17 protein-coding genes and 1 tRNA gene are annotated in these 18,169 nt (G+C 72.1%); 10 read left to right on the top strand and 8 right to left on the bottom strand.

Translation table 11 applies throughout. The features are described from left to right. Window positions 1-5: 5 nt before the first annotated feature. From BJ958_RS06010 to BJ958_RS06000, 3 genes are read left to right on the top strand one after another with little or no spacing between them, the layout of a single operon-like run. Complete coding sequence (locus BJ958_RS06010; RefSeq protein ID WP_179726002.1) at window positions 6-851, top strand: universal stress protein; 846 nt, start codon at window positions 6-8, stop codon at window positions 849-851. Continuing rightward, a complete protein-coding gene (locus BJ958_RS06005) occupies window positions 848-1,396 on the top strand; it encodes a flavodoxin family protein (protein WP_179726001.1) in 549 nt (182 codons plus the stop codon). The genes BJ958_RS06010 and BJ958_RS06005 overlap by 4 nt, the downstream gene beginning before the upstream one ends. 57 nt (window positions 1,397-1,453) lie before the next feature. Beyond that, window positions 1,454-2,371: a slipin family protein gene (locus BJ958_RS06000; protein ID WP_179726000.1), complete on the top strand. Its 918-nt coding sequence runs from the start codon at window positions 1,454-1,456 to the stop codon at window positions 2,369-2,371. Window positions 2,372-2,543: 172 nt separating this feature from the next. On the opposite strand, the gene BJ958_RS05995 is transcribed toward BJ958_RS06000, so the two are convergent. Then, a tRNA-Pro gene (locus tag BJ958_RS05995) sits at window positions 2,544-2,617 on the bottom strand. A 108-nt stretch (window positions 2,618-2,725) separates the two neighbouring features. Here BJ958_RS05995 and BJ958_RS05990 point away from each other — a divergent pair. Continuing rightward, window positions 2,726-3,244, top strand: a complete 519-nt coding sequence (locus BJ958_RS05990) for a hypothetical protein (protein ID WP_179725999.1) — start codon at window positions 2,726-2,728, stop codon at window positions 3,242-3,244. A gap of 7 nt (window positions 3,245-3,251) precedes the next feature. Here the strand turns inward: BJ958_RS05990 and BJ958_RS05985 are convergent, their stop codons facing one another. Next, window positions 3,252-6,560 (bottom strand): error-prone DNA polymerase, encoded by a 3,309-nt coding sequence (locus tag BJ958_RS05985; protein ID WP_179725998.1) that lies wholly within the window; start codon window positions 6,558-6,560, stop codon window positions 3,252-3,254. Window positions 6,561-6,678: 118 nt separating this feature from the next. Between BJ958_RS05985 and BJ958_RS05980 the strand changes: the two genes are divergently transcribed. The 3 genes from BJ958_RS05980 to BJ958_RS05970 all read left to right on the top strand — a co-directional run bounded on the left by BJ958_RS05980 (window position 6,679) and on the right by BJ958_RS05970 (window position 8,037). Then, entirely contained in the window at window positions 6,679-7,017 is a 339-nt protein-coding gene (locus BJ958_RS05980; RefSeq protein ID WP_179725997.1) for a PRC-barrel domain-containing protein, read from the top strand. Between the two features lie 69 nt (window positions 7,018-7,086). Beyond that, window positions 7,087-7,479, top strand: coding sequence for a VOC family protein (locus BJ958_RS05975; protein WP_179725996.1), 393 nt, complete (start codon window positions 7,087-7,089; stop codon window positions 7,477-7,479). 84 nt (window positions 7,480-7,563) lie between these two features. Beyond that, on the top strand, window positions 7,564-8,037 hold the full coding sequence (locus BJ958_RS05970) for a VOC family protein (RefSeq protein ID WP_179725995.1): 474 nt from the start codon (window positions 7,564-7,566) through the stop codon (window positions 8,035-8,037). A gap of 3 nt (window positions 8,038-8,040) precedes the next feature. Here BJ958_RS05970 and BJ958_RS05965 read toward each other — a convergent pair whose 3' ends face one another. The 5 genes from BJ958_RS05965 to arr form a co-directional block, all read right to left on the bottom strand. Then, on the bottom strand, window positions 8,041-8,868 hold the full coding sequence (locus BJ958_RS05965; protein ID WP_179725994.1) for an SCO6745 family protein: 828 nt from the start codon (window positions 8,866-8,868) through the stop codon (window positions 8,041-8,043). 106 nt (window positions 8,869-8,974) lie between these two features. Next, entirely contained in the window at window positions 8,975-10,708 is a 1,734-nt protein-coding gene (treZ, locus tag BJ958_RS05960) for a malto-oligosyltrehalose trehalohydrolase (RefSeq protein ID WP_179725993.1), read from the bottom strand. Then, window positions 10,705-13,035 carry a malto-oligosyltrehalose synthase gene (gene treY / locus BJ958_RS05955; protein ID WP_179725992.1) on the bottom strand — a complete coding sequence of 777 codons (2,331 nt, stop codon included), beginning with the start codon at window positions 13,033-13,035 and terminating at the stop codon, window positions 10,705-10,707. The genes treZ and treY overlap by 4 nt, the downstream gene beginning before the upstream one ends. Beyond that, complete coding sequence (glgX, locus tag BJ958_RS05950; RefSeq protein ID WP_179730007.1) at window positions 13,032-15,200, bottom strand: glycogen debranching protein GlgX; 2,169 nt, start codon at window positions 15,198-15,200, stop codon at window positions 13,032-13,034. Before glgX ends, treY begins: the two co-directional genes overlap by 4 nt. Before the next feature lie 90 nt (window positions 15,201-15,290). Next, window positions 15,291-15,701, bottom strand: a complete 411-nt coding sequence (arr, locus tag BJ958_RS05945) for an NAD(+)--rifampin ADP-ribosyltransferase (protein WP_179725991.1) — start codon at window positions 15,699-15,701, stop codon at window positions 15,291-15,293. A gap of 95 nt (window positions 15,702-15,796) precedes the next feature. Here arr and BJ958_RS05940 point away from each other — a divergent pair, with 95 nt between their 5' ends. Together BJ958_RS05940 and BJ958_RS05935 are read left to right on the top strand one after the other, a co-directional pair. After that, window positions 15,797-16,759, top strand: a complete 963-nt coding sequence (locus tag BJ958_RS05940) for an RNA polymerase subunit sigma-70 (RefSeq protein ID WP_179725990.1) — start codon at window positions 15,797-15,799, stop codon at window positions 16,757-16,759. 26 nt (window positions 16,760-16,785) lie between these two features. Then, complete coding sequence (locus tag BJ958_RS05935; protein WP_179725989.1) at window positions 16,786-17,226, top strand: VOC family protein; 441 nt, start codon at window positions 16,786-16,788, stop codon at window positions 17,224-17,226. Here the strand turns inward: BJ958_RS05935 and BJ958_RS05930 are convergent, their stop codons facing one another. Beyond that, window positions 17,227-17,556, bottom strand: a complete 330-nt coding sequence (locus BJ958_RS05930) for a TraR/DksA family transcriptional regulator (RefSeq protein WP_179725988.1) — start codon at window positions 17,554-17,556, stop codon at window positions 17,227-17,229. A 69-nt stretch (window positions 17,557-17,625) separates the two neighbouring features. On the opposite strand from BJ958_RS05930, the gene BJ958_RS05925 reads away from it, so the two are divergent. Continuing rightward, the gene (locus BJ958_RS05925) at window positions 17,626-18,108 is read left to right on the top strand and encodes a nuclear transport factor 2 family protein (RefSeq protein ID WP_179725987.1); all 483 of its coding nucleotides are present in this window, start codon (window positions 17,626-17,628) and stop codon (window positions 18,106-18,108) included. Window positions 18,109-18,169: the final 61 nt, after the last annotated feature.

Here is an 18,169-nt window from a genome sequence, read left to right as displayed (position 1 = left end):
CCGCCATGAGCGAGACGATCCGGCCGGGCAGCATCCTCGTCGGTGCCGACGGCTCCAAGCACGCCGCCCGCGCCATCGCCTGGGCGGCGGAGCAGGCAACGCTCGAACGCCGCCCCCTCGTCGTCCTGAGCGCCGACGAGGGTGCGGTCCACCGCATCAACGCCGAGGCCGTCCGGTTGGCACGCGAGGTCGCGCCCGACGTCGAGGTGACCGGCCTGACCGCCGCCGACGACCCCCGTGGCGCCCTGGTCGAGCTCTCCCACGACGCACACCTGGTGGTCCTCGGCTCCCGCGGACGCGGCACCGTCCGCAGCATGCTGCTGGGATCGGTCAGCGCCACCGTCAGCAGGCTCTCCTACTGCCCGGTCGTCGTGTGCCGACCGCGAGCCGAGGAGCACCGCGGCAAGGGCGTGCTCGTCGGCGTCGACGGCACCGAGTCCTCGCTCGCCGTCCTCGACTTCGCCTTCACGCAGGCATCCCTGCGGGGGCAGGCGCTGACGGTCGTGCACTGCGTGTGGGACGTCGTCGCCGCCGTCGCGGGCCTTCGCAACGTCCGCGTGGAGGACGTCGACCTGGGGCCCGAGGACGAGGCCCACCTGCTGCTGGCCGAGACCGTCGCCGGGTTCGGCGAGAAGTACCCCGACGTCCCGGTCACCCTCCGGGTCACCCACGGGCTGGTCGACGACGTGCTCGGCGGTCGCACGGCCGCCTGGGACCTGGTCGTCGTCGGGCGCCATCCCCTCGACACCGTCGGGCGCCTGGTCACCGGCTCGATCGCCACCGCCGTCGTCGAGCGGGCGCACACGACCGTCGCCGTCGTGCCCGAGCCGACCGACGTCCTGCCGACATGAGTCGGGACTACCCGAGCGCGCTCGTGGTCTACGAGTCGCTGTTCGACAACACCGCCCGGGTGGCGCGCGCGATCGTGCGCGGACTGCGGGCGGCCGGTTTCGAGGCGCACAGCGTGCCTGTGACGTCCGTGGCGTCGACGGGACCGGTCGACGTCGACCTCCTGCTGCTCGGCGCCCCGACGCACGCCTTCTCGCTCAGTCGGCCCGGCAGCAGGGCCGATGCGGTCCGGCAGGGTGCGCCGCCGGACCGGGCGAAGGTCGGTGCCCGGGAGTGGATCCCGCTCATCGGCCCCGACCGGTTCGGGACCAGCCTGGCCGCGGTGTTCGACACCCGCGCCGCGAAGGTACGCCGCTGGCCGCTGGCTGCAGGCACCACCGCCGCTCGGCTCCTGCACCGCCGCGGCTTCCGCCTGATCCGCAAGCCCGTGGCATTCCTCGTCGACGGCACCAGGGGGCCGCTGCTGTCCGGCGAGGAGGAGCGGGCGGAGCGCTGGGGCCAGATGATCGGGGCAGCCTGTCTCGCCGAGATCGACCGCGCGGCCTGATCCGGTCGCGCGGCGCACCGAGTGCCGGAGATGTTCCTCCCAGCCAAGGAGAGTGTCATGGAGACGTACCTCGTCGTGGCCGCCGTCGTCCTGGCGGTCTGCCTCGCCCTGCTCGGGGCGGCACTGCGCATCGTCAACCAGTACGAGAAGGGCGTCGTCTTCCGGCTGGGCCGGGTGCAACGGGTGCGCGAGCCAGGGCTTCGCGTGATCATCCCGGTCGTCGACCGGCTCAGGAAGGTGTCCCTGCGCATCGTCACCATGCCGATCCAGTCCCAGGGGATCATCACCAAGGACAACGTCAGCATCGACGTCGCCGGTGTCGCGTACTTCCAGGTCGTGGACGCCGTGAAGTCGGTCGTGGCGATCGAGAACGTCGCAGCCGCCATCAACCAGATCGCCCAGACCACCCTGCGCAACGTCGTCGGCCAGCACACCCTCGACCAGGCGCTGTCGGAGACCGACGCGATCAACGCGAACATCCGCGAGATCCTCGACCGCACGACCAACGAGTGGGGTGTGCTGGTCACCCTGGTCGAGCTCAAGGACATCCAGCTGCCCGACAGCATGAAGCGCGCGATGGCCAGGCAGGCCGAGGCCGAGCGCGAGAAGCGCGCGAAGATCATCGCGGCCGAGGGCGAGGCGGCAGCTGCCGCTGCGCTGGGCGAGGCTTCCGACACCATGATGCAGCACCCCCTGGCGCTGCAGCTGCGCAACCTGCAGAGCCTGATCGAGATCGGGGTCGACAAGAACACCACGGTCGTGTTCCCGGCGCCGTTGATGAGCACCGTGGCAGACCTCGGCGAGTTCCTGCGACGCGAGACCCAGGCAGCGTCCACCACGACGGGTGCACCGGTCCCGGCTGTCGGCGACGGTCACCCGGAGGGCAGCACCGTCGTGGATGTCCGGCGCGACCCGCCCGCGGGCACGCCACATCCGCGGCCCGCACGCGCCAGCATCCGGCCGACGGTCAGCTGACGGGCGGCAGCTGACAGGCAGTCGGCGCGCAGCTCCTCACGCCTGGTGCAGGTGCTCGTCCGGCGCTCCACCGATCCGACGTGATGCGCGCTGCCCTGCCGCGCCGCAGGACGGTCGAAATGAGCACCGGCCCTGACTCAGCGTGTCCGCTGGTCAGAGCCGGTCTTCTCGGTCGGGCTGACAGGATTTGAACCTGCGACCCCCTGACCCCCAGTCAGGTGCGCTACCAAGCTGCGCTACAGCCCGATGCCTCGTTCGGGATCACCGCCCGAGGCGAACGGAACACTACCGCAGGCCTGTGGGCTCTCCCGAATCGGCCTCGCCGCGGCGCGCCGTGCGGTAGGAACTGGCTCCATGGATCGACGACTTCTCGTGACACTCGTGCTCCCACTCGCGCTCACCGGCTGCGGCGACGGCGGCAGCGACGGCGGTGGCGCGAAGGACGGGGCGGAGCCGACGCCGAGCAGTGCCTCCACGACGGCTGGGACATCCGGGGCCGCTCCCTCGCCGGAGGCCGGGTCCGGGAGCGGGCCGATCACCGACGGGGACGAGGCAGCGATCTCGGCGACGCTCAAGGAGTTCCTCGTCACCGGTGACTGCGACCTGGCGACCGACGACTACCTGCGCTCGATCGCCCTGTTCGCCGACGAGTCGACCTCGCGCGAGGAGGCGTGCGCGAGCTGGGAGAAGGTGTTCAGCAAGCCGCTGTTCGGCGAGGACGACGTCCGGCTGACCGAGCTCGAGGGCAGCGACGGGGTGGCCACGGTCAAGGTCGGCTCGGACCTCGCCAACATCACGACGCTCTACCAGCTCACCCTGACCGACGGGACCTGGCTGGTCAGTGGGGACGAGTTCAACACCGACGGCCTGTAGGCGCGACTCACCGGAAGTCCCGCGAGGACTGGCGGGCCTGGAGCGCGTCGCCCGCACCGGGAAGGACGGTGTCCAGCGGCTCGACCCGGTCGGCGACCAGGTTGGTGACGCCGTCCTGGCGCTCGACCATCCCGCGGATCACGACGGCGACCCGGTTGCGTGCGGCCTGCCGGTGGGCGCGCATCACGCCCTGCGAGCACACCACGTTGAGCATCCCGGTCTCGTCCTCGAGGTTGAGGAAGGTGATCCCGCCGGCGGTGCCCGGCCGCTGGCGGTGGGTGACCAGGCCGGCCACATGCACCCGGCGCCCCGCCTCGGTGGTCGGCAGGTCGCCCACCGGCTTGATGCCCGCAGCGCTCAGCGTCTCCCGGAAGTGCTGGATCGGGTGGACGTCGGTCGAGATCCGGGTCGCCCACAGGTCGGCGAGGGTCACCTCGAGCGGCGTCATCTCCGGCAGCGTCGGCGGCGCCGGAGCGGGGGTGCTGCCGGGCAGCTGGCCGTCGTCCTCGGCGTACCCGGCCATCCACAGCGCCTGGCGTCGGTCGAGGCCGAACCCGTCGAGCGCTCCGGCGGTGGCGAGGGCCTCGAGCTGGGCCTGGGTCAGTGCGGCGCGGCGGGAGAGGTCACGGATGTCGGCGTACGGCGAGTCGGCACGTGCCGTCACGATCCGGGTCGCGACCTCGGTGCCGATCCCCTTGACCGAGTCGAGTCCCAGGCGCACGCCGAGCGAGCCGTCGTACCGCACGGCGTCGTCGACCTCGTCTGCCGGACACGGCTCCAGCCCGGCCTGGACGTCGGAGTGGACCAGGTCCGGCGGCAGGACGACGACGCCGTGGCGGCGGGCGTCGGCGACCAGGGACTGCGGGGAGTAGAAGCCCATCGGCTGGTTGCGCAGCAGCCCGGCGAGGAAGGCCGCCGGGTAGTGCAGCTTGAACCACGACGAGGCGTAGACGAGCAGCGCGAAGCTGAGCGCGTGGGACTCGGCGAACCCGAAGCCGGCGAAGGACAGCACCTGGACGTAGATCGCGTCGGCGGCCTCGCCGGTGATCCCCTTGCGCGCCATGCCGGCGTACAGTTTGTCCTTGACCTTCTCGATCCGCTCGATCCCCCGCTTCGATCCCATCGCACGGCGCAGCAGGTCGGCGTCGTCGGGCGAGCAGTCGCCCAGCGCGACCGCCATCTGCATGAGCTGCTCCTGGAACAGCGGTACGCCGAGCGTGCGGCCGAGGATCGGCTCCAGCAGCGGGTGGGGGTAGGTCACCTTCTCCCGCCCGGTCTTGCGGCGGATGTAGGGGTGGACCGCGCCGCCCTGGATGGGGCCGGGGCGGATCAGTGCGATCTCGATGGCCAGCTGGTAGAAGCTGTCGGGCTTGAGCCGCGGCAGGGTGCCGATCTGGGCGCGGGACTCGACCTGGAAGACGCCGATCGAGTCGGCGCGGCCGAGCATCTCGTAGACCGCCTCCTCCTCCTTGGGCAGTGTCGCCAGCGTCCACTCCTGGCCGAGGTGCTCGGCGACGAGACGGATCATGTGGTCGAGAGCGCCGAGCATGCCGAGGCCGAGCAGGTCGAACTTCACCAGCCCCATCGACTCGCAGCCGTCCTTGTCCCACTGCAGCACGGTCCGCTTGTCCATCCGCGCCTTCTCGATCGGGCAGACCTCCCCGATCGGTCGCTCGGTGAGGACCATGCCGCCGGAGTGGATGCCGAGGTGGCGGGGTGCGCCGATCAGCTCCTCGGCGAGCGCGACGACGGGCTCGGGGATGCCGAGGTCCTTCTCGACCTCGCTCCCCCAGCTGTCGACCTGCTTGGACCAGGCGTCCTGCTGCCCCGGCGAGTGCCCGAGCGCCTTCGCGGCATCGCGCACCGCCATCCGCGGCCGGTAGCTGATCACGTTGCACACCTGCGCGGCGTTGCGGCGGCCGTAGGTGTCGTAGACCCACTGGATCACCTCCTCGCGCCGGTCGGAGTCGAAGTCGACGTCGATGTCGGGCTCCTCCTCGCGGTGCTGGGAGATGAACCGCTCGAACGGCAGGTTGTAGAAGACCGAGTCGATGGCGGTGATCCCGAGCGCGTAGCAGACCGCGCTGCTCGCCGCCGATCCCCTGCCCTGGCACAGGATCTTCTGCTCGCGCGCGAAGGCGACGATGTCGTGGACGATGATGAAGTAGCCGGCGAAGTCCTTCTCCAGGATCACCTTCATCTCCGCCTCGACCCGCTGCCGCGCGGCCTCCGCGTGCGGCTCGCGCGCGTAGCGCTGCGCGAAGCCCCGCTCCAGCAGGTCGCGCAGGTGCTCGCCCGGCGTACGTCCTTCCGGGATGCCCTGCTTCGGCAGCCGCGGTGAGGCCTTGCGCAGGTCGAAGGCCAGCTCACGGGCGAGCATGACGGAGCGCCGCACCGCATCGGGCCGGTGCGCGAAGCGCTGCAGCATCTCCTCGCCGCTGCGCAGGTGCGCACCGCCGGACAGGTCGAGCCAGCCGTCGAGCTCGGCGATGCTGCGCCGGGCTCGCACGGCCGCCATCGCCGCGGCCAGCCGCCGCCTCTCCGGCACGGCGAAGTGGACGTTGCCCGTCGCCAGCACCGGCAGGCCGCGGTCGTCGGCGATCCGGGCCAGCAGGTCGTTGTCCTCCTCGCCGCCCGGGTGGTCGCTGGCGGTCAGCTCGACCACGACGTGGTCGTGCCCGAACCTGTCGACGAGGGCGTCGAGGGCGCTCGCCGCCGCGGCGGGACCGCTCGCCGCGAGCGCCTGGCGGACCGCGCCCTTGCGGCACCCGGTGAGCACCACCCAGTGCCCGCGTCCGCGCTCGGCGAGCTCGTCGAGGTCGTGGGCGGGACTGCCCTTCTCCGGCGCGCGCAGCCCGGCCTCGGTGATCGCCCCCGACATCCGGTGGTAGCCCTCCACCCCGCGCGCGAGCACCAGCAGGTGGCTGCCCTCGGGGTCGGGGATGCCGTTCTGCGAGCGGTGCACGTCGAGGGTCAGCTCGGCGCCGTAGACCGTCCGCAGCTCGTAGTCCGCCCCCGCCTCCGCGAACAGCGGCGCCCCCGCGAACCCGTCGTGGTCGGTCAGGGCGAGCGCATCGAGCCCGAGGCGGACGGCCTCCTTGACCAGCTCGCCCGGTGAGCTGGCACCGTCGAGGAAGCTGAAGTGGCTGTGGCAGTGGAGCTCGGCGTACGGCGTCGACGCTGTCGGCCTGACCACGTCGTCGGGCTCGACCCGCGGCCGCTTGCGACGCGACACCGGCGCCTCGAGCGCGGGCGCGCGCCCGGACAGCCGCCGCTCGAGCTCGCTCCACGGGACCGGTGGGTTGTTCCAGCCCATGACCCGACCGTAGTCGAACACCTGTTCGATCTCAAGATCCGCTCGATCACCCGCCTTCCTGTTTCCGGGGGGCAGGCCCGGGTACCGCGCAGGACTCGACAACAAGGGGGGAGCTCAGATGAGCAACGTGTGGAACTACCGGGAGACGTCGTGGCTCGAGGGCGGCGACCTCGTCGGCTACTCGGTCGAGGCGACCGACGGATCGATCGGCAAGATCGACGAGGCGACCAACGAGGTCGATGCCGCGCACGTGGTGGTCGACACCGGGCCGTGGATCTTCGGCAAGAAGCGGCTGATCCCGGCCGGCGCGATCACCGGGGTCGACCACGCCGACGAGTCGGTCAGGGTGAACATGACCAAGGACCAGATCAAGTCGGCGCCCGATCACGACGCGGACCGCTGGGGGGACGAGTCGCGAGCACAGTACTCCGACTACTACGGGCCCTTCTCCTGGTGATCGGTGCCGCACGTGGCCCCGTCGTACGCCGGCGGGGCCACGTGCCCAGCGCTTCCCTAGGCTGCCTCCATGACCTCGGTACGTCAGGTTCAGGTGACCTTCGACTGCGCGAGCCCCCGGGCCGTCGCCGAGTTCTGGAAGGCCACCCTCGGGTACGTCGATCCGCCGTACCCGCCCGACCCCGACGACGCCTGGGCCGCCTGCCAGGACCCCACGGGTGTCGGCCCACGGCTGTACTTCCAGCGCGTCCCCGAGACCAAGGTCGCCAAGAACCGGGTCCACCTCGACGTCCGGGTCGTCACCGGCCTGACCGGCGCCGAACGGCTGGCCGCGCTCGAGGCGGAGGCCTCCCGCCTGGAGGCCCTCGGCGCCCGCCGGGGCACGCTCCTGCCCGCTGACGAGGAGAACGAGTCGTGCCAGAACATGTACGACGTCGAGGGCAACGAGTTCTGCCTCGACTGAGGATCGCGCGATGAGTCTGCGCGTCCGGTGCGGTCGTCCTCGGCAGTGACCCTCGACCGGAGGGTCCCCCCGAGGGAGATCGCGATGGTTTCGGTACGCACGCACCTGTGGTTCGGCAACAACCTGGCCGTCGAGGCCGCGACCTTCTACGCCGAGCACATCCCCGGCTCGTCCGTCGGCCCCGTCACCACCGCTTGGACCGAACCCGGCAACTCCGTCGCCGAGGTCGTCGAGTTCACCGTCGCCGGCCACGAGGTGATCGGCCTCAACGCCGGGCCCGAGTTCCACCTCAATGAGGCGTTCTCCTTCTACCTGCGCGTCCAGGGCCAGGCCGAGGTCGACCACTACTGGGACCTGCTCACCGCCGACGGTGGCGAGCCCGGCCCGTGCGGCTGGTGCCGCGACAGGTACGGCGTCTCCTGGCAGGTCGTCCCCGTCGAGCTCGAGGAGCTCAGTGGCGACTACACCACCGAGGCGAACCAGCGGGTGTGCCGGGCGATGCTGACCATGGGCAAGATCGACGTCGCGGCGCTGCAGGCGGCCTACGACGGGGAGTGAGCCCTAGCGGCCGGCTCCCACACGGCGGGCGATCGGCTCGAGCGCCGTGACCAGCTCGTCCAGCTCCTCGGCGCCGAGCGCCTGGTAGGGCGCTGCGGCGAGGGCGTCGGTCATCGCCTCGATCCTCGCCTTCGTTTCCCGTCCCGCCTGGGTGAAGCGACCGTCGGGGTCGATCAGGCCGCGCCGCCGCAAGCCCTCCATCACCCCGGACAGCTGCCTGCGGGGAAGGTGGTGGATGCGGCCGAACGACTCCGCCGGGTGGATGCCCATGTCGAGAGCACACAGGACGTGCGACTCGAGGCCGCCGATCCCTGCCGCCACGAGTGCGACGACGTGGCCGTCGCCGCGGTGCTCGCGCAGCATGTTCGAGGCGTGCCACAGGAGCGCGAGCGGCTCGCCCGGCAGGGGCAGAGCACGCAGCCCGGCGTACATGACACGCCCCTCGATCGGCGCGCTCGTCGCCGCCCGCGCCAGGAGGTCCGCAGCGCGCGAGACCTCGCCTCCCCCGCCCGGTTCTCCGAGGATGCGCCGCAAGGCCGCGACACATCCGCGCAGCCGCGCGGCGTACGCGGCGTCGGGTGTGGTCGTCTCCCACACCCTGGGCACGTGCCGGGCGACCTCGCCGTCGGCGAAGTTGTAGAAGGCAGCGTGCACGACCTCGGCGGGGACGACGCCCAGCGGCGCCGCGCGTCCTGCGAAGTAGCCGTCCCAGTAGCCGCGGAGGCCGAGCTCCGCCATCGCCTCGTTGGGCTCGTCGGCAGTGAAGCCGACCGCCGCGATCGGCTCGGTCAGCTCGAACAGCCGACGGGCGACCTGTGCTGGGTCCTGCATGGGCTCGTCTCCTGGGTCGTTGCTCCCGGTGGGGTGCGTTCACCCACGCTACGAACGAGCCGACGTGGAAACGACAGCAGGTCGCAGGAATTCTGTTCTCGCGTGCTCAGGCGGCCGGCGAGGTGCGCACCAGCAGGCCGTTGCCGGGCAGCACGACCACCGGCCGGTCACCGCGGCCGGGGGCGATCCGCTCGCTCGTGCTGAAGAGCACCTCGACGGCAGGCACCTCCCAGTCCCGCTCACCGAGGTTGAGGTGGAGGGCGACGGTGCCCCGATCGAGGGTGAGCCGGCCCTCGGCCTCGTCGAGGGTGGTCGTGCCGAAGCCCGGATCGGTCAGCTCCGGGAGCTCGCGCCGCAGCGTGGCAAGGCGCCGGTAGCCCTCCAGGACGCGGGCGTGCCGGCCCCCCGACAGCTCCGACCAGTCGAGCCTGCTCCGCTCGAAGGTCGCCGGGTCCTGGGGGTCGAGCACCTGGTCGGGGTCCCAGCCCATCCGCTCGAACTCGGCGAGCCGGCCCTCGGCGGTGGCCGTCGCCAGTTCGGGCTCGGGGTGGGAGGTGAAGAAGGCGAAGGGCGTGCTCGCGGCCCACTCCTCGCCCTGGAAGAGCATCGGGGTGAACGGCGAGGCCAAGGTGAGCAGCGCCGCGCAGAGCAGGCGCTCGTCGTCGAGGTGCTCGGCGGTGCGGTCGCCGCGCGCCCGGTTGCCGATCTGGTCGTGGTTCTGGGCGCACACGACGAGGCGCCAGGCGGGCATGCGGTCCGTGTCGACCGGTCGGCCGTGGTTGCGCTGGCGGAAGCTCGACCAGGTGCCGTCGTGGAAGAAGCCGCGGTCGAGCACCTTGGCCAGCGCTCCCAGCGGGGCGAAGTCGGCGTAGTAGCCGGAGGTCTCGCCGGTCAGTGCCACGTGCACGGCGTGGTGGAAGTCGTCGCTCCACTGCGCGTCCAGACCGTGGCCGCCGGCCTCGCGCGGGATGACCATCCGGGTGTCGTTGAGGTCGGACTCTGCGATCAGGGTGAGCGGGCGGTTCTGGTGGGCGGAGAGCGCTGCCACCTCGACGGCCAGCTCCTCCAGCAGGTGGACGTCGGACTCGTCCGACAGCGCGTGCACCGCGTCGAGCCGCAGGCCGTCGACGTGCAGGTCGCGCAGCCACATCAGTGCGCTGTCGATGATGTAGCGGCGCACCTCGGCGGATCCCTCGCCGTCGAGGTTCACCAGGTCGCCCCAGGTGTTGCGGCCGTCCTTGAGGTAGGGGCCGAAGCGCGGCAGGTGGTTCCCCGACGGCCCGAGGTGGTTGTGGACGACGTCCTGGATCACGCCGATGCCCGCCCGGTGGCAGGCGTCGACCAGTCGCTGGTACGCCGCCGGGCCGCCGTAGGGCTCGTGGACCGCGGACCAGAGGACGCCGTCGTACCCCCAGTTGTGCACGCCGTTGAAGGCGTTGACCGGCATGAGCTCCACGAAGCCGACACCGAGCTCCTTCAGGTGGTCCAGCCGGGAGGCCACGGCGTCGAGGGTGCCTTCCGGGGTGAAGGTGCCCACGTGCAGCTCGTAGATGGTGGCGCCGGCGAGCTGCCTCCCCGTCCACGCGCCGTCGCCCCACGGGTGCGCCGATGCGTCGAAGGTCGCCGACAGCCCGTGCACGCCGTCGGGCTGGCGCCGCGAGCGTGGATCGGGAACTGGCGTCTCGTCGTCGTCGAGCAGGTAGCCGTAGCGTGTGCCGTCGGGCACCGGCCCCGTGTCCGCTGCCCACCACCCGCCGGCGGTCGCCTCCATCGCCAGCACGTGATCGTCGAGCGCGAGCCGGACCCGTCGAGCGCGCGGCGCCCACACCTCGAAGCTCATCGGTCCTCCCGGACGAGGAGGGCGACCGGCAGGTCGGCCAGGAGGGAGCCCAGCTCGGGCGAGGCGGGGCGGTCGGTGAGCAGGTCGCGCCACTCCCCTGCCGGCAGGTCCAGCCGGGTCTCACCCCAGCCGCCGCGGCGCTCGAGACCGACCGGCAGTCGGGTGACGACGCTGACCGCACCGCCCCGGTCGAACGCCAGCACGTGCTCGGCAGCCGCTCCCGCGGCGGTGAGCGGGTCGTAGCGGGCGAACAGGTCGGGCCGGTCCCGGCGCAGCCGCAGTGCCGTCCGTACGACGTGCAGCTTGGCCCGGCCGTCGTCCGCCGGCCCCTCGGGCCGCACCGGCCCGGCCGCGCCCAGCAGCCGGCGCCGCAGACCGAAGTCGACCGGCCGCCGGTTGTCCGGGTCGACCAGGCTCTGCTCCCACAGCTCGCTGCCCTGGTAGACGTCGGGCACCCCGGGCACGGTGAGACTCAGCAGCTTGGCCGCGAGTGCGTTGCTCCAGCCCGGCCCGGCCAGCCGACCGGCGGCGGCGTCGAGGCGGGCGACGACGGCCGGGTCGTCGTACGCCGCGTCGACGAGGGCGTGGACCGCCTTCTCGTGGGCCGCATCGGGCTCGGTCCACGTCGTCCGGTCGCCGGCCTCGCGCATCGCCTTCTCGGCGTACCCGTGCAGGCGGTCGCGGCTGAGCGGCCACGCGCCGATGGCGGCCTGCCACAGCAGGTTGGCGAAGCCCTCGTCGGGCGCGGGCACCGCGGCGAGCAGGCCGGAGAGCGTGCTGTCCCACCAGTCCGGGTCCTCGGCGAGGACGCTGATGCGAGCGCGGACGTCCTCGCCGCGCTTGGTGTCGTGGGTGCTCAGCGTGGTCATCGCCTCGGGGGCCACGGCCTGCCGGCGGGCCATCGCGGCGTGGAAGGCCACGGGAGCGAGCGAGAACTCCGCCGGATCCGCGCCCACCTCGTTGAGCGAGGTGAGCCGCGACCAGCGGTAGAACGCGCGGTCCTCGACACCCTTGGCCATGATCATCCCGCTGGTCTGCTGGAAGCGCAGCGAGGGCGCACGCACCCGGTCCTCCAGCAGCGGAAGCACCAGCTCGAGCGCACCGCCCAGGTCCGGCCGGTCGCGGCGCACGGCGCCGGCCGCCTGCCGCAGGTGCTCGCGCCCCTCGGGCAGGTAGCTGCGGTAGACGGGGAACGCGGCGAGCAGCTCGACCAGCACCTCCTCGACCGGCCGGCGCCACGCCCGGTCGGGGACGACGTCCAGCTCGACGGCGATCTCGCGGGCGATGCGGCGCACCTCCGCGTGCAGGATGGTGTCGGCGACGTGCCGCTTGCTGGCGCGCACGAGCTCGGGCCAGGGAGGTACGCCGCCGCGCAACCGCTCGTCGAGGGCGCCGAGCGCCGACTCGCCGGCCGGGTCGACGAGGACCCGGTCGACCATCGCCAGCACCTCGTAGCCCGTCGTGCCCGAGGTGCTCCAGCGTGCGGGGAGGTCCTCACCGGGCTCGAGGATCTTCTCGACGACCACCCACGCCGAGCCGGTGAGGTCGGCGAGGTCGTCGAGGTAGGCCGCCGGGTGCCGCAGCCCGTCGGGGTGGTCGACGCGCAGCCCGTCCACCAGGCGCTCGCGGAACCAGCGGGCGATCTCGACGTGGCTGGCCTCGAAGACGTCGCGGTCCTCCACGCGCACGCCGGCCAGCGAGTTGACCGCGAAGAAGCGGCGGTAGTCGAGCTCGTCGTCCGCCGCGCGCCAGCTGACGAGCCGGTAGTGCTGGCGTTCGTGCACCGCCTGGGCGTCGTCCCCGTCACCGGCGGTGCCGGGCGCGAGCGGGAAGCGGTGGTCGTGGTAGCCGAGCAGGCCGTCGACCAGCCGCAGGTTCGCGATCGGCCCGCCGGCGTCGGGCTGGTCGTCGTCTCCCACGACGGGTAGCAGGATCCGGCCGCGCCCGGCCGCCCAGTCGACGTCGAAGAAGCGGGCGAAGCGCGAGTCGCGTCCGTGCCTGAGCACGTCCCACCACCAGCCGTTCGTGGCCGGGCTCTCCACGCCGACGTGGTTCGGCACGATGTCCACTAGCACCCCCATCCCGCGCCGGTGGGCCTCCGCGGAGAGCCGGGCGAGGGCCTCCGCGCCTCCGCGCGCCGGGTCCACGCGGGTGGGGTCGACGACGTCGTAGCCGTGGTCGCTGCCGGGGTGCGCCTCCAGGATCGGCGAGAGGTAGACCCAGCCCACACCGAGCTCGTCGAGGTAGGCCAGCAGCTCACGGGCCGCGTCGAGGTCGAACGACTCGCGTACCTGGAGCCGGTAGGTGCTGCTCGGGACGCGGCTCACTGCTCGCCCGCCATGGACGCGACGGACGCGGCCGGGCTGACGTCCGCCTCGGGGGTCGGCTCGTGCCACTGGCGCAGCACCACGACGCTGCGGTGCGGCAGCGCGAACACACCGCCCGCCTCGACCCGGGCCTCGGTGTCGCAGCTCCCGCTCGTGTCCACGACGACCTGCCACGCGGCGGCGTACTCCTCGTCCGGCAGCGTCAGGTCCTGGTCGCCGTCGCCGTTGAGCAGGATCAGGAAGTGGTCGTCGCGGATCGGCCGGCCCTGCCGGTCCCGGCCCGCGATGCCGTCTCCGTTGAGGTACATCCCCAGCGTGCGCAGCGCGTCCCAGTCGCCGTCCTCCATCGGCCGGCCCTGCGGGTGCAACCACACGATGTCGTTGAGCCGCTCGCCCTCGCCCGCGCGCACCGTCGTACCGGTGAAGAAGCGCTGGCGGCGCAGCGACGGGTGCTCGGCACGCAGCCGGGTCAGCTCGCTGACGAACTCGCACAACGGCCGGTCGGTGTGCTCCCAGTCCATCCAGCTCAGGGCGGAGTCCTGGGCGTAGGTGTTGTTGTTGCCCTGCTGGGTGCGCCCCAGCTCGTCGCCGTGCAGCACCATCGGCACACCCTGGCTGAGCAGCAGCGTCGCGAGCAGGTTGCGCTGGTCGCGCGCCCGCGCCTCGTTGACCGCCGGGTCGTCGCTGGGGCCCTCCACGCCGTGGTTCCAGGACCGGTTGTCGTCGGCGCCGTCGCGGCCGTCCTCGCCGTTGGCCTCGTTGTGCTTGACCTCGTAGGACACCAGGTCGCGCAGCGTGAAGCCGTCGTGCGCGGTGACGAAGTTGACGCTCGCCACGGGGCGGCGGCCCGTGTGCTCGTAGAGGTCCGCCGAGCCGGCGAGGCGGCTCGCGAGGGCACCGAGGTTGTGCTCGCCGCGCCAGAAGTCGCGCACGGTGTCGCGGTAGGCGCCGTTCCACTCCGTCCACTGCGGCGGGAAGCCGCCGACCTGGTAGCCCCCGGGGCCGACGTCCCACGGCTCGGCGATGAGCTTGACCTGGCTGACGACCGGGTCCTGCTGGACGAGCTCGAAGAAGGTAGCGAGCCGGTCGACGTCGTAGAACTCCCGGGCAAGGGCCGAGGCGAGGTCGAAGCGGAATCCGTCGACGTGCATCTCGCTCACCCAGTAGCGCAGCGAGTCCATGATCAGCTGCAGCGAGTGCGGGTTGCCGGCGTTGAGGGAGTTCCCGGTGCCGGTGTAGTCCATGTAGTACCGGCGGTCGTCGTCGACGAGACGGTAGTAGGCCGGGTTGTCGATGCCCTTGAAGCTCAGCGTCGGGCCGAGGTGGTTGCCCTCCGCGGTGTGGTTGTAGACCACGTCGAGGATCACCTCGATGCCGGCGGCGTGCAGCTCCTTGACCATCGCCCGGAACTCCTGCACCTGTCCACCGGGCGTCGCCCCGGATGCGTAGCCCTCGTGCGGCGCGAAGAAGCCGAGCGTGTTGTAGCCCCAGTAGTTGCGCAGGCCGCGCTGGAGGAGGACGTCGTCGTGGACGAACTGGTGCACCGGCATCAGCTCCACCGCGGTGACCCCCAGCGCGCGCAGGTGGTCGATGACGGACGGGTGCGCAAGGCCCGCGTACGTCCCCCGGAGCGCCTCGGGGACGAGGGGATGGGTGGCGGTGAGGCCCTTCACGTGGGCCTCGTAGATCACGCTCTCGGCGTACGGCGTGCGCGGGTGGCGGTCGCCCTCCCAGTCGAAGTACGGGTTGGTGACCACGCCGAGCACCATCCGGTCGAGCGAGTCCTCGTCGTTGCGGGAGTCCGGGTCCTCGAAGTCGTAGCCGAACAGGCTCTGTCCCCAGTCGACCTCGCCCACCGTCGCCTTGGCGTAGGGGTCGAGCAGCAGCTTGGCGGGGTTGCAGCGCAGTCCCTGCGCGGGGTCCCAGGGCCCGTGGACGCGGTAGCCGTAGCGCTGACCGGGTTGGACCCCCGGCAGGTAGGCGTGCCACACGTAGCCGTCGACCTCGGTGAGGCCGACCCTGGTCTCGGTGCGCGTGCCGTCGTCGCCGACGTCGACCAGGCACAGCTCGACGCGCTCGGCCACCTCGCTGAACAGCGCGAAGTTGGTGCCGCTGCCGTCGTACGACGCCCCCAGCGGGTACGCCGCCCCGGGCCAGGTCTCCACCACGGCCGCACGCTCCCCTCGTTGCTCGGCTGCCTCCGCGCAGTGGGTACCCCTGGGGCCGTCGTTCACCCCGGGGTGCCGACGCGGCGGTCAGTTGATGATCTCGCCCCGCTCGTGCTCGAGCAGCACAGCCAACCGGTCCCGCCAGCCCTGCAGTGCCTCGGGCGTCAGCCGGTTCCAGTCGTGCACCTCGCCCACGACCCGCAACGGCTCGCGGCTGCGGTAGGACCGCGTGGGGTTGCCGGGGAACTTCTTGTCGGTGACGTTCGGGTCGTTCTCGAACGGTCCGGTCGGCTCGACGGCGTACACCCGCGGCTCCCCGTCACCGGCCGCGAGCTCGGCTGCCAGCCCGGCGCCGTCGGGCAGGGCGGTGAAGTAGATGTGGTTCATCACGACCTCGGGCCGGTAGTTCGACCGGAAGCCCGCGGTGAGCAGGTCCCCGACCTGCAGGTCGGCCTTCGTGCCGTGGAAGAACGGTCCCTCGTCCAGCGCGTCGCTCACCGGGCCAGCCTAGGTGGCCGGGCGAAGTGATGAGTTCTGCCGCGCGCCACCGTCACACGGACGACACGACAGCAACGAGAGGGAAGGATGACGTGATGAGCATCGAGGTCGGTGAGGCCGAGTTCACGGGGCTGGCGCAGCGGCACCGCCGGGAGCTGCACGTGCACTGCTACCGGATGCTGGGCTCCTTCGAGGACGCCGAGGACACCGTGCAGGAGACCTTCCTGCGGGCCTGGCGGCGGCGCGAGACCTACGAGGGGCGTGCGTCGTTCCGCGCCTGGCTGTACCGGATCGCCACCAACGCGTCCCTGGACCTGCTCGCCCAGCGGCGCCCGGAACCGGCCACGGGCGGCGAGGTGCCCTGGCTGCAGCCCTACCCCGACCGCCTTCTCGACGAGCTGGCCGACCCGGCGGCGGATCCCGAGTCGGCGGTCGTCGCGCAGGAGACGATCGAGCTGGCGTACGTCGTCGCGGTGCAGCACCTCGCCCCGCGACCGCGCGCGGTGCTGATCCTGCGCGACGTGCTCGGTTGGCCGGCCAGGGACGTCGCCGAGCTGCTCGGCGACTCCGTCAACTCGGTCAACAGCGCCCTGCAACGCGCCCGGGCCGCCCTGCGCGAGCACCTGCCCGCCGACCGGCAGGACTGGACCGGCGGCAGCGGAGGTTCCGGCGACGACGACGCCACCCGAGAGCTGGTGCGCCGGTTCACGGAGGCGACCGTGGCCACCGACGTCGAGGCGATCGCGGCGATGCTGCGTCCCGACGTCACGTCCTCGATGCCGCCCACCCCGGGCCTGCGCGTCGGGCGCGACGCGGTCCTGGCCGACTGGGTCGCCGACGGGTTCACCGAGCTCGACGGCCTGCGCGCCGTACCCACCGCCGTGAACCGGCAGCCGGCGATCGCCTTCTACCTGTGGCGCGAGGACGCGGCGGCCCACCTGCCGCTGACCATCGACGTCCTGCGCATCACCGACGGCGCCGTCGCGGACGTCGTCATCTTCGGCGCCGACCGGTTCCCCAGCCTGGCGCTGCCCTCGCGGCTGGACGCCCCGGCCTGAGCCGCACTCCGGGCAGGATGGGGCACATGACGCACGTACGACGCTTCGACCACATCGGCATCACCGTCGCGGACCTCGAGGCGGCGACGGAGTTCTTCGTCCGGCTCGGGCTCGAGGTCGAGGGCACCGGTGAGGTGGCAGGCGAGTTCGTCGAGACCGTCTGCGCCGTCCCGGGCGCGCACTGCCGGATCGCGATGCTGCGCACGCCCGGCGGCGGGCCGCGCCTGGAGCTCTCGAGCTTCGTGACGCCCGAGCACACGCCCGGCTCGCCGCAGGCGCTGGCCACCGAGGTCGGCCTGCGCAACGTCTCCTTCGAGGTCGTGGACCTGCAGGCGGCCGTGGACGCGGTGGCGGCCGACGGCTACGGGCTGGTCGGCGGGATCGGCGAGTACGAGGGCAGCGTGCGGATGGCCTACGTGCGCGGACCGGAGGGGATCGTCGTGTCCCTGTTCGAGCAGCTCGGCTGATCAGCAGCCGACACAGGTCCGGGCGGTCGGCCGCACCTCGAGCCGGGCCGCGGCGATCGGCAGGCCGCAGGTCTCGCACACGCCGTACGCACCGGCGTCGAGGCGGGCCAGGGCAGCGTCGACCTCGGCGAGGTGGCGTCGTACCTGCGCCACCAGGGTGGCCAGCTGTGAGCGCTCGAAGGCGATCGTCGTGCCCTCGGGGTCGTGCTCGTCGTCGGCGTTGGTGTCCCGGGACGCGGCGACGACCTCGTCGAAGCTGCCGGTCAGGTCGGCGAGGCGTCGCCTGGCCTCGTCGCGCTCGGCAGCCAGCAGCCCCCGCACCCGTTCCATGCCGAACGATCCTGCCACCACGTGCCGACAACCCTCGACCATTTCTAGAACAGGTTCTACAGTGCGGCCATGGACCTTGTCGCGATCGAGGAGATCAAGCGCCTCAAGCACCGCTACTTCCGCACGCTCGACCTCAAGAAGTGGGACGAGTACGCCGACTGCCTGGCCGAGGACGTCGACGCGCGGTACGGCACGCAGGCGATGGGCGAACCGCTGCACTTCGACGGCCGGGACGCGGTGGTCGAGTACATGTCGAAGAACCTCGGTCCCGGGATCGTCACGATCCACATCGCCAACCACCCCGAGATCGACGTCGACGGCGACACGGCCACCGGGTCGTGGGCCTTCGAGGACACCGTGATCGTGCCCGACTTCAAGGTCCAGATCCGCGGGGGCGGGTACTACGTCGACACCTACCGCCGAGACCCGGACGGGGCCTGGCGGATCGCGTCGACGCAGTACGAGCGCATCTACGAGGCGATGACCTCGCTCGACGACACCCCCAGCTTCAAGCTGATCGCCAACCGTTGGGACCCCTCGCTCCAGCACTGAGCACAGCACGTCGGCCCACGCCGCCGTCTGCAGCCCCGTGCACCGGGTAGGTCGCCCCCAT

Origin of the sequence: Nocardioides kongjuensis (assembly GCF_013409625.1) — a bacterium.
Taxonomy (GTDB): domain Bacteria; phylum Actinomycetota; class Actinomycetes; order Propionibacteriales; family Nocardioidaceae; genus Nocardioides; species Nocardioides kongjuensis.
This window is presented reverse-complemented; position numbering and strand designations above follow the sequence as displayed.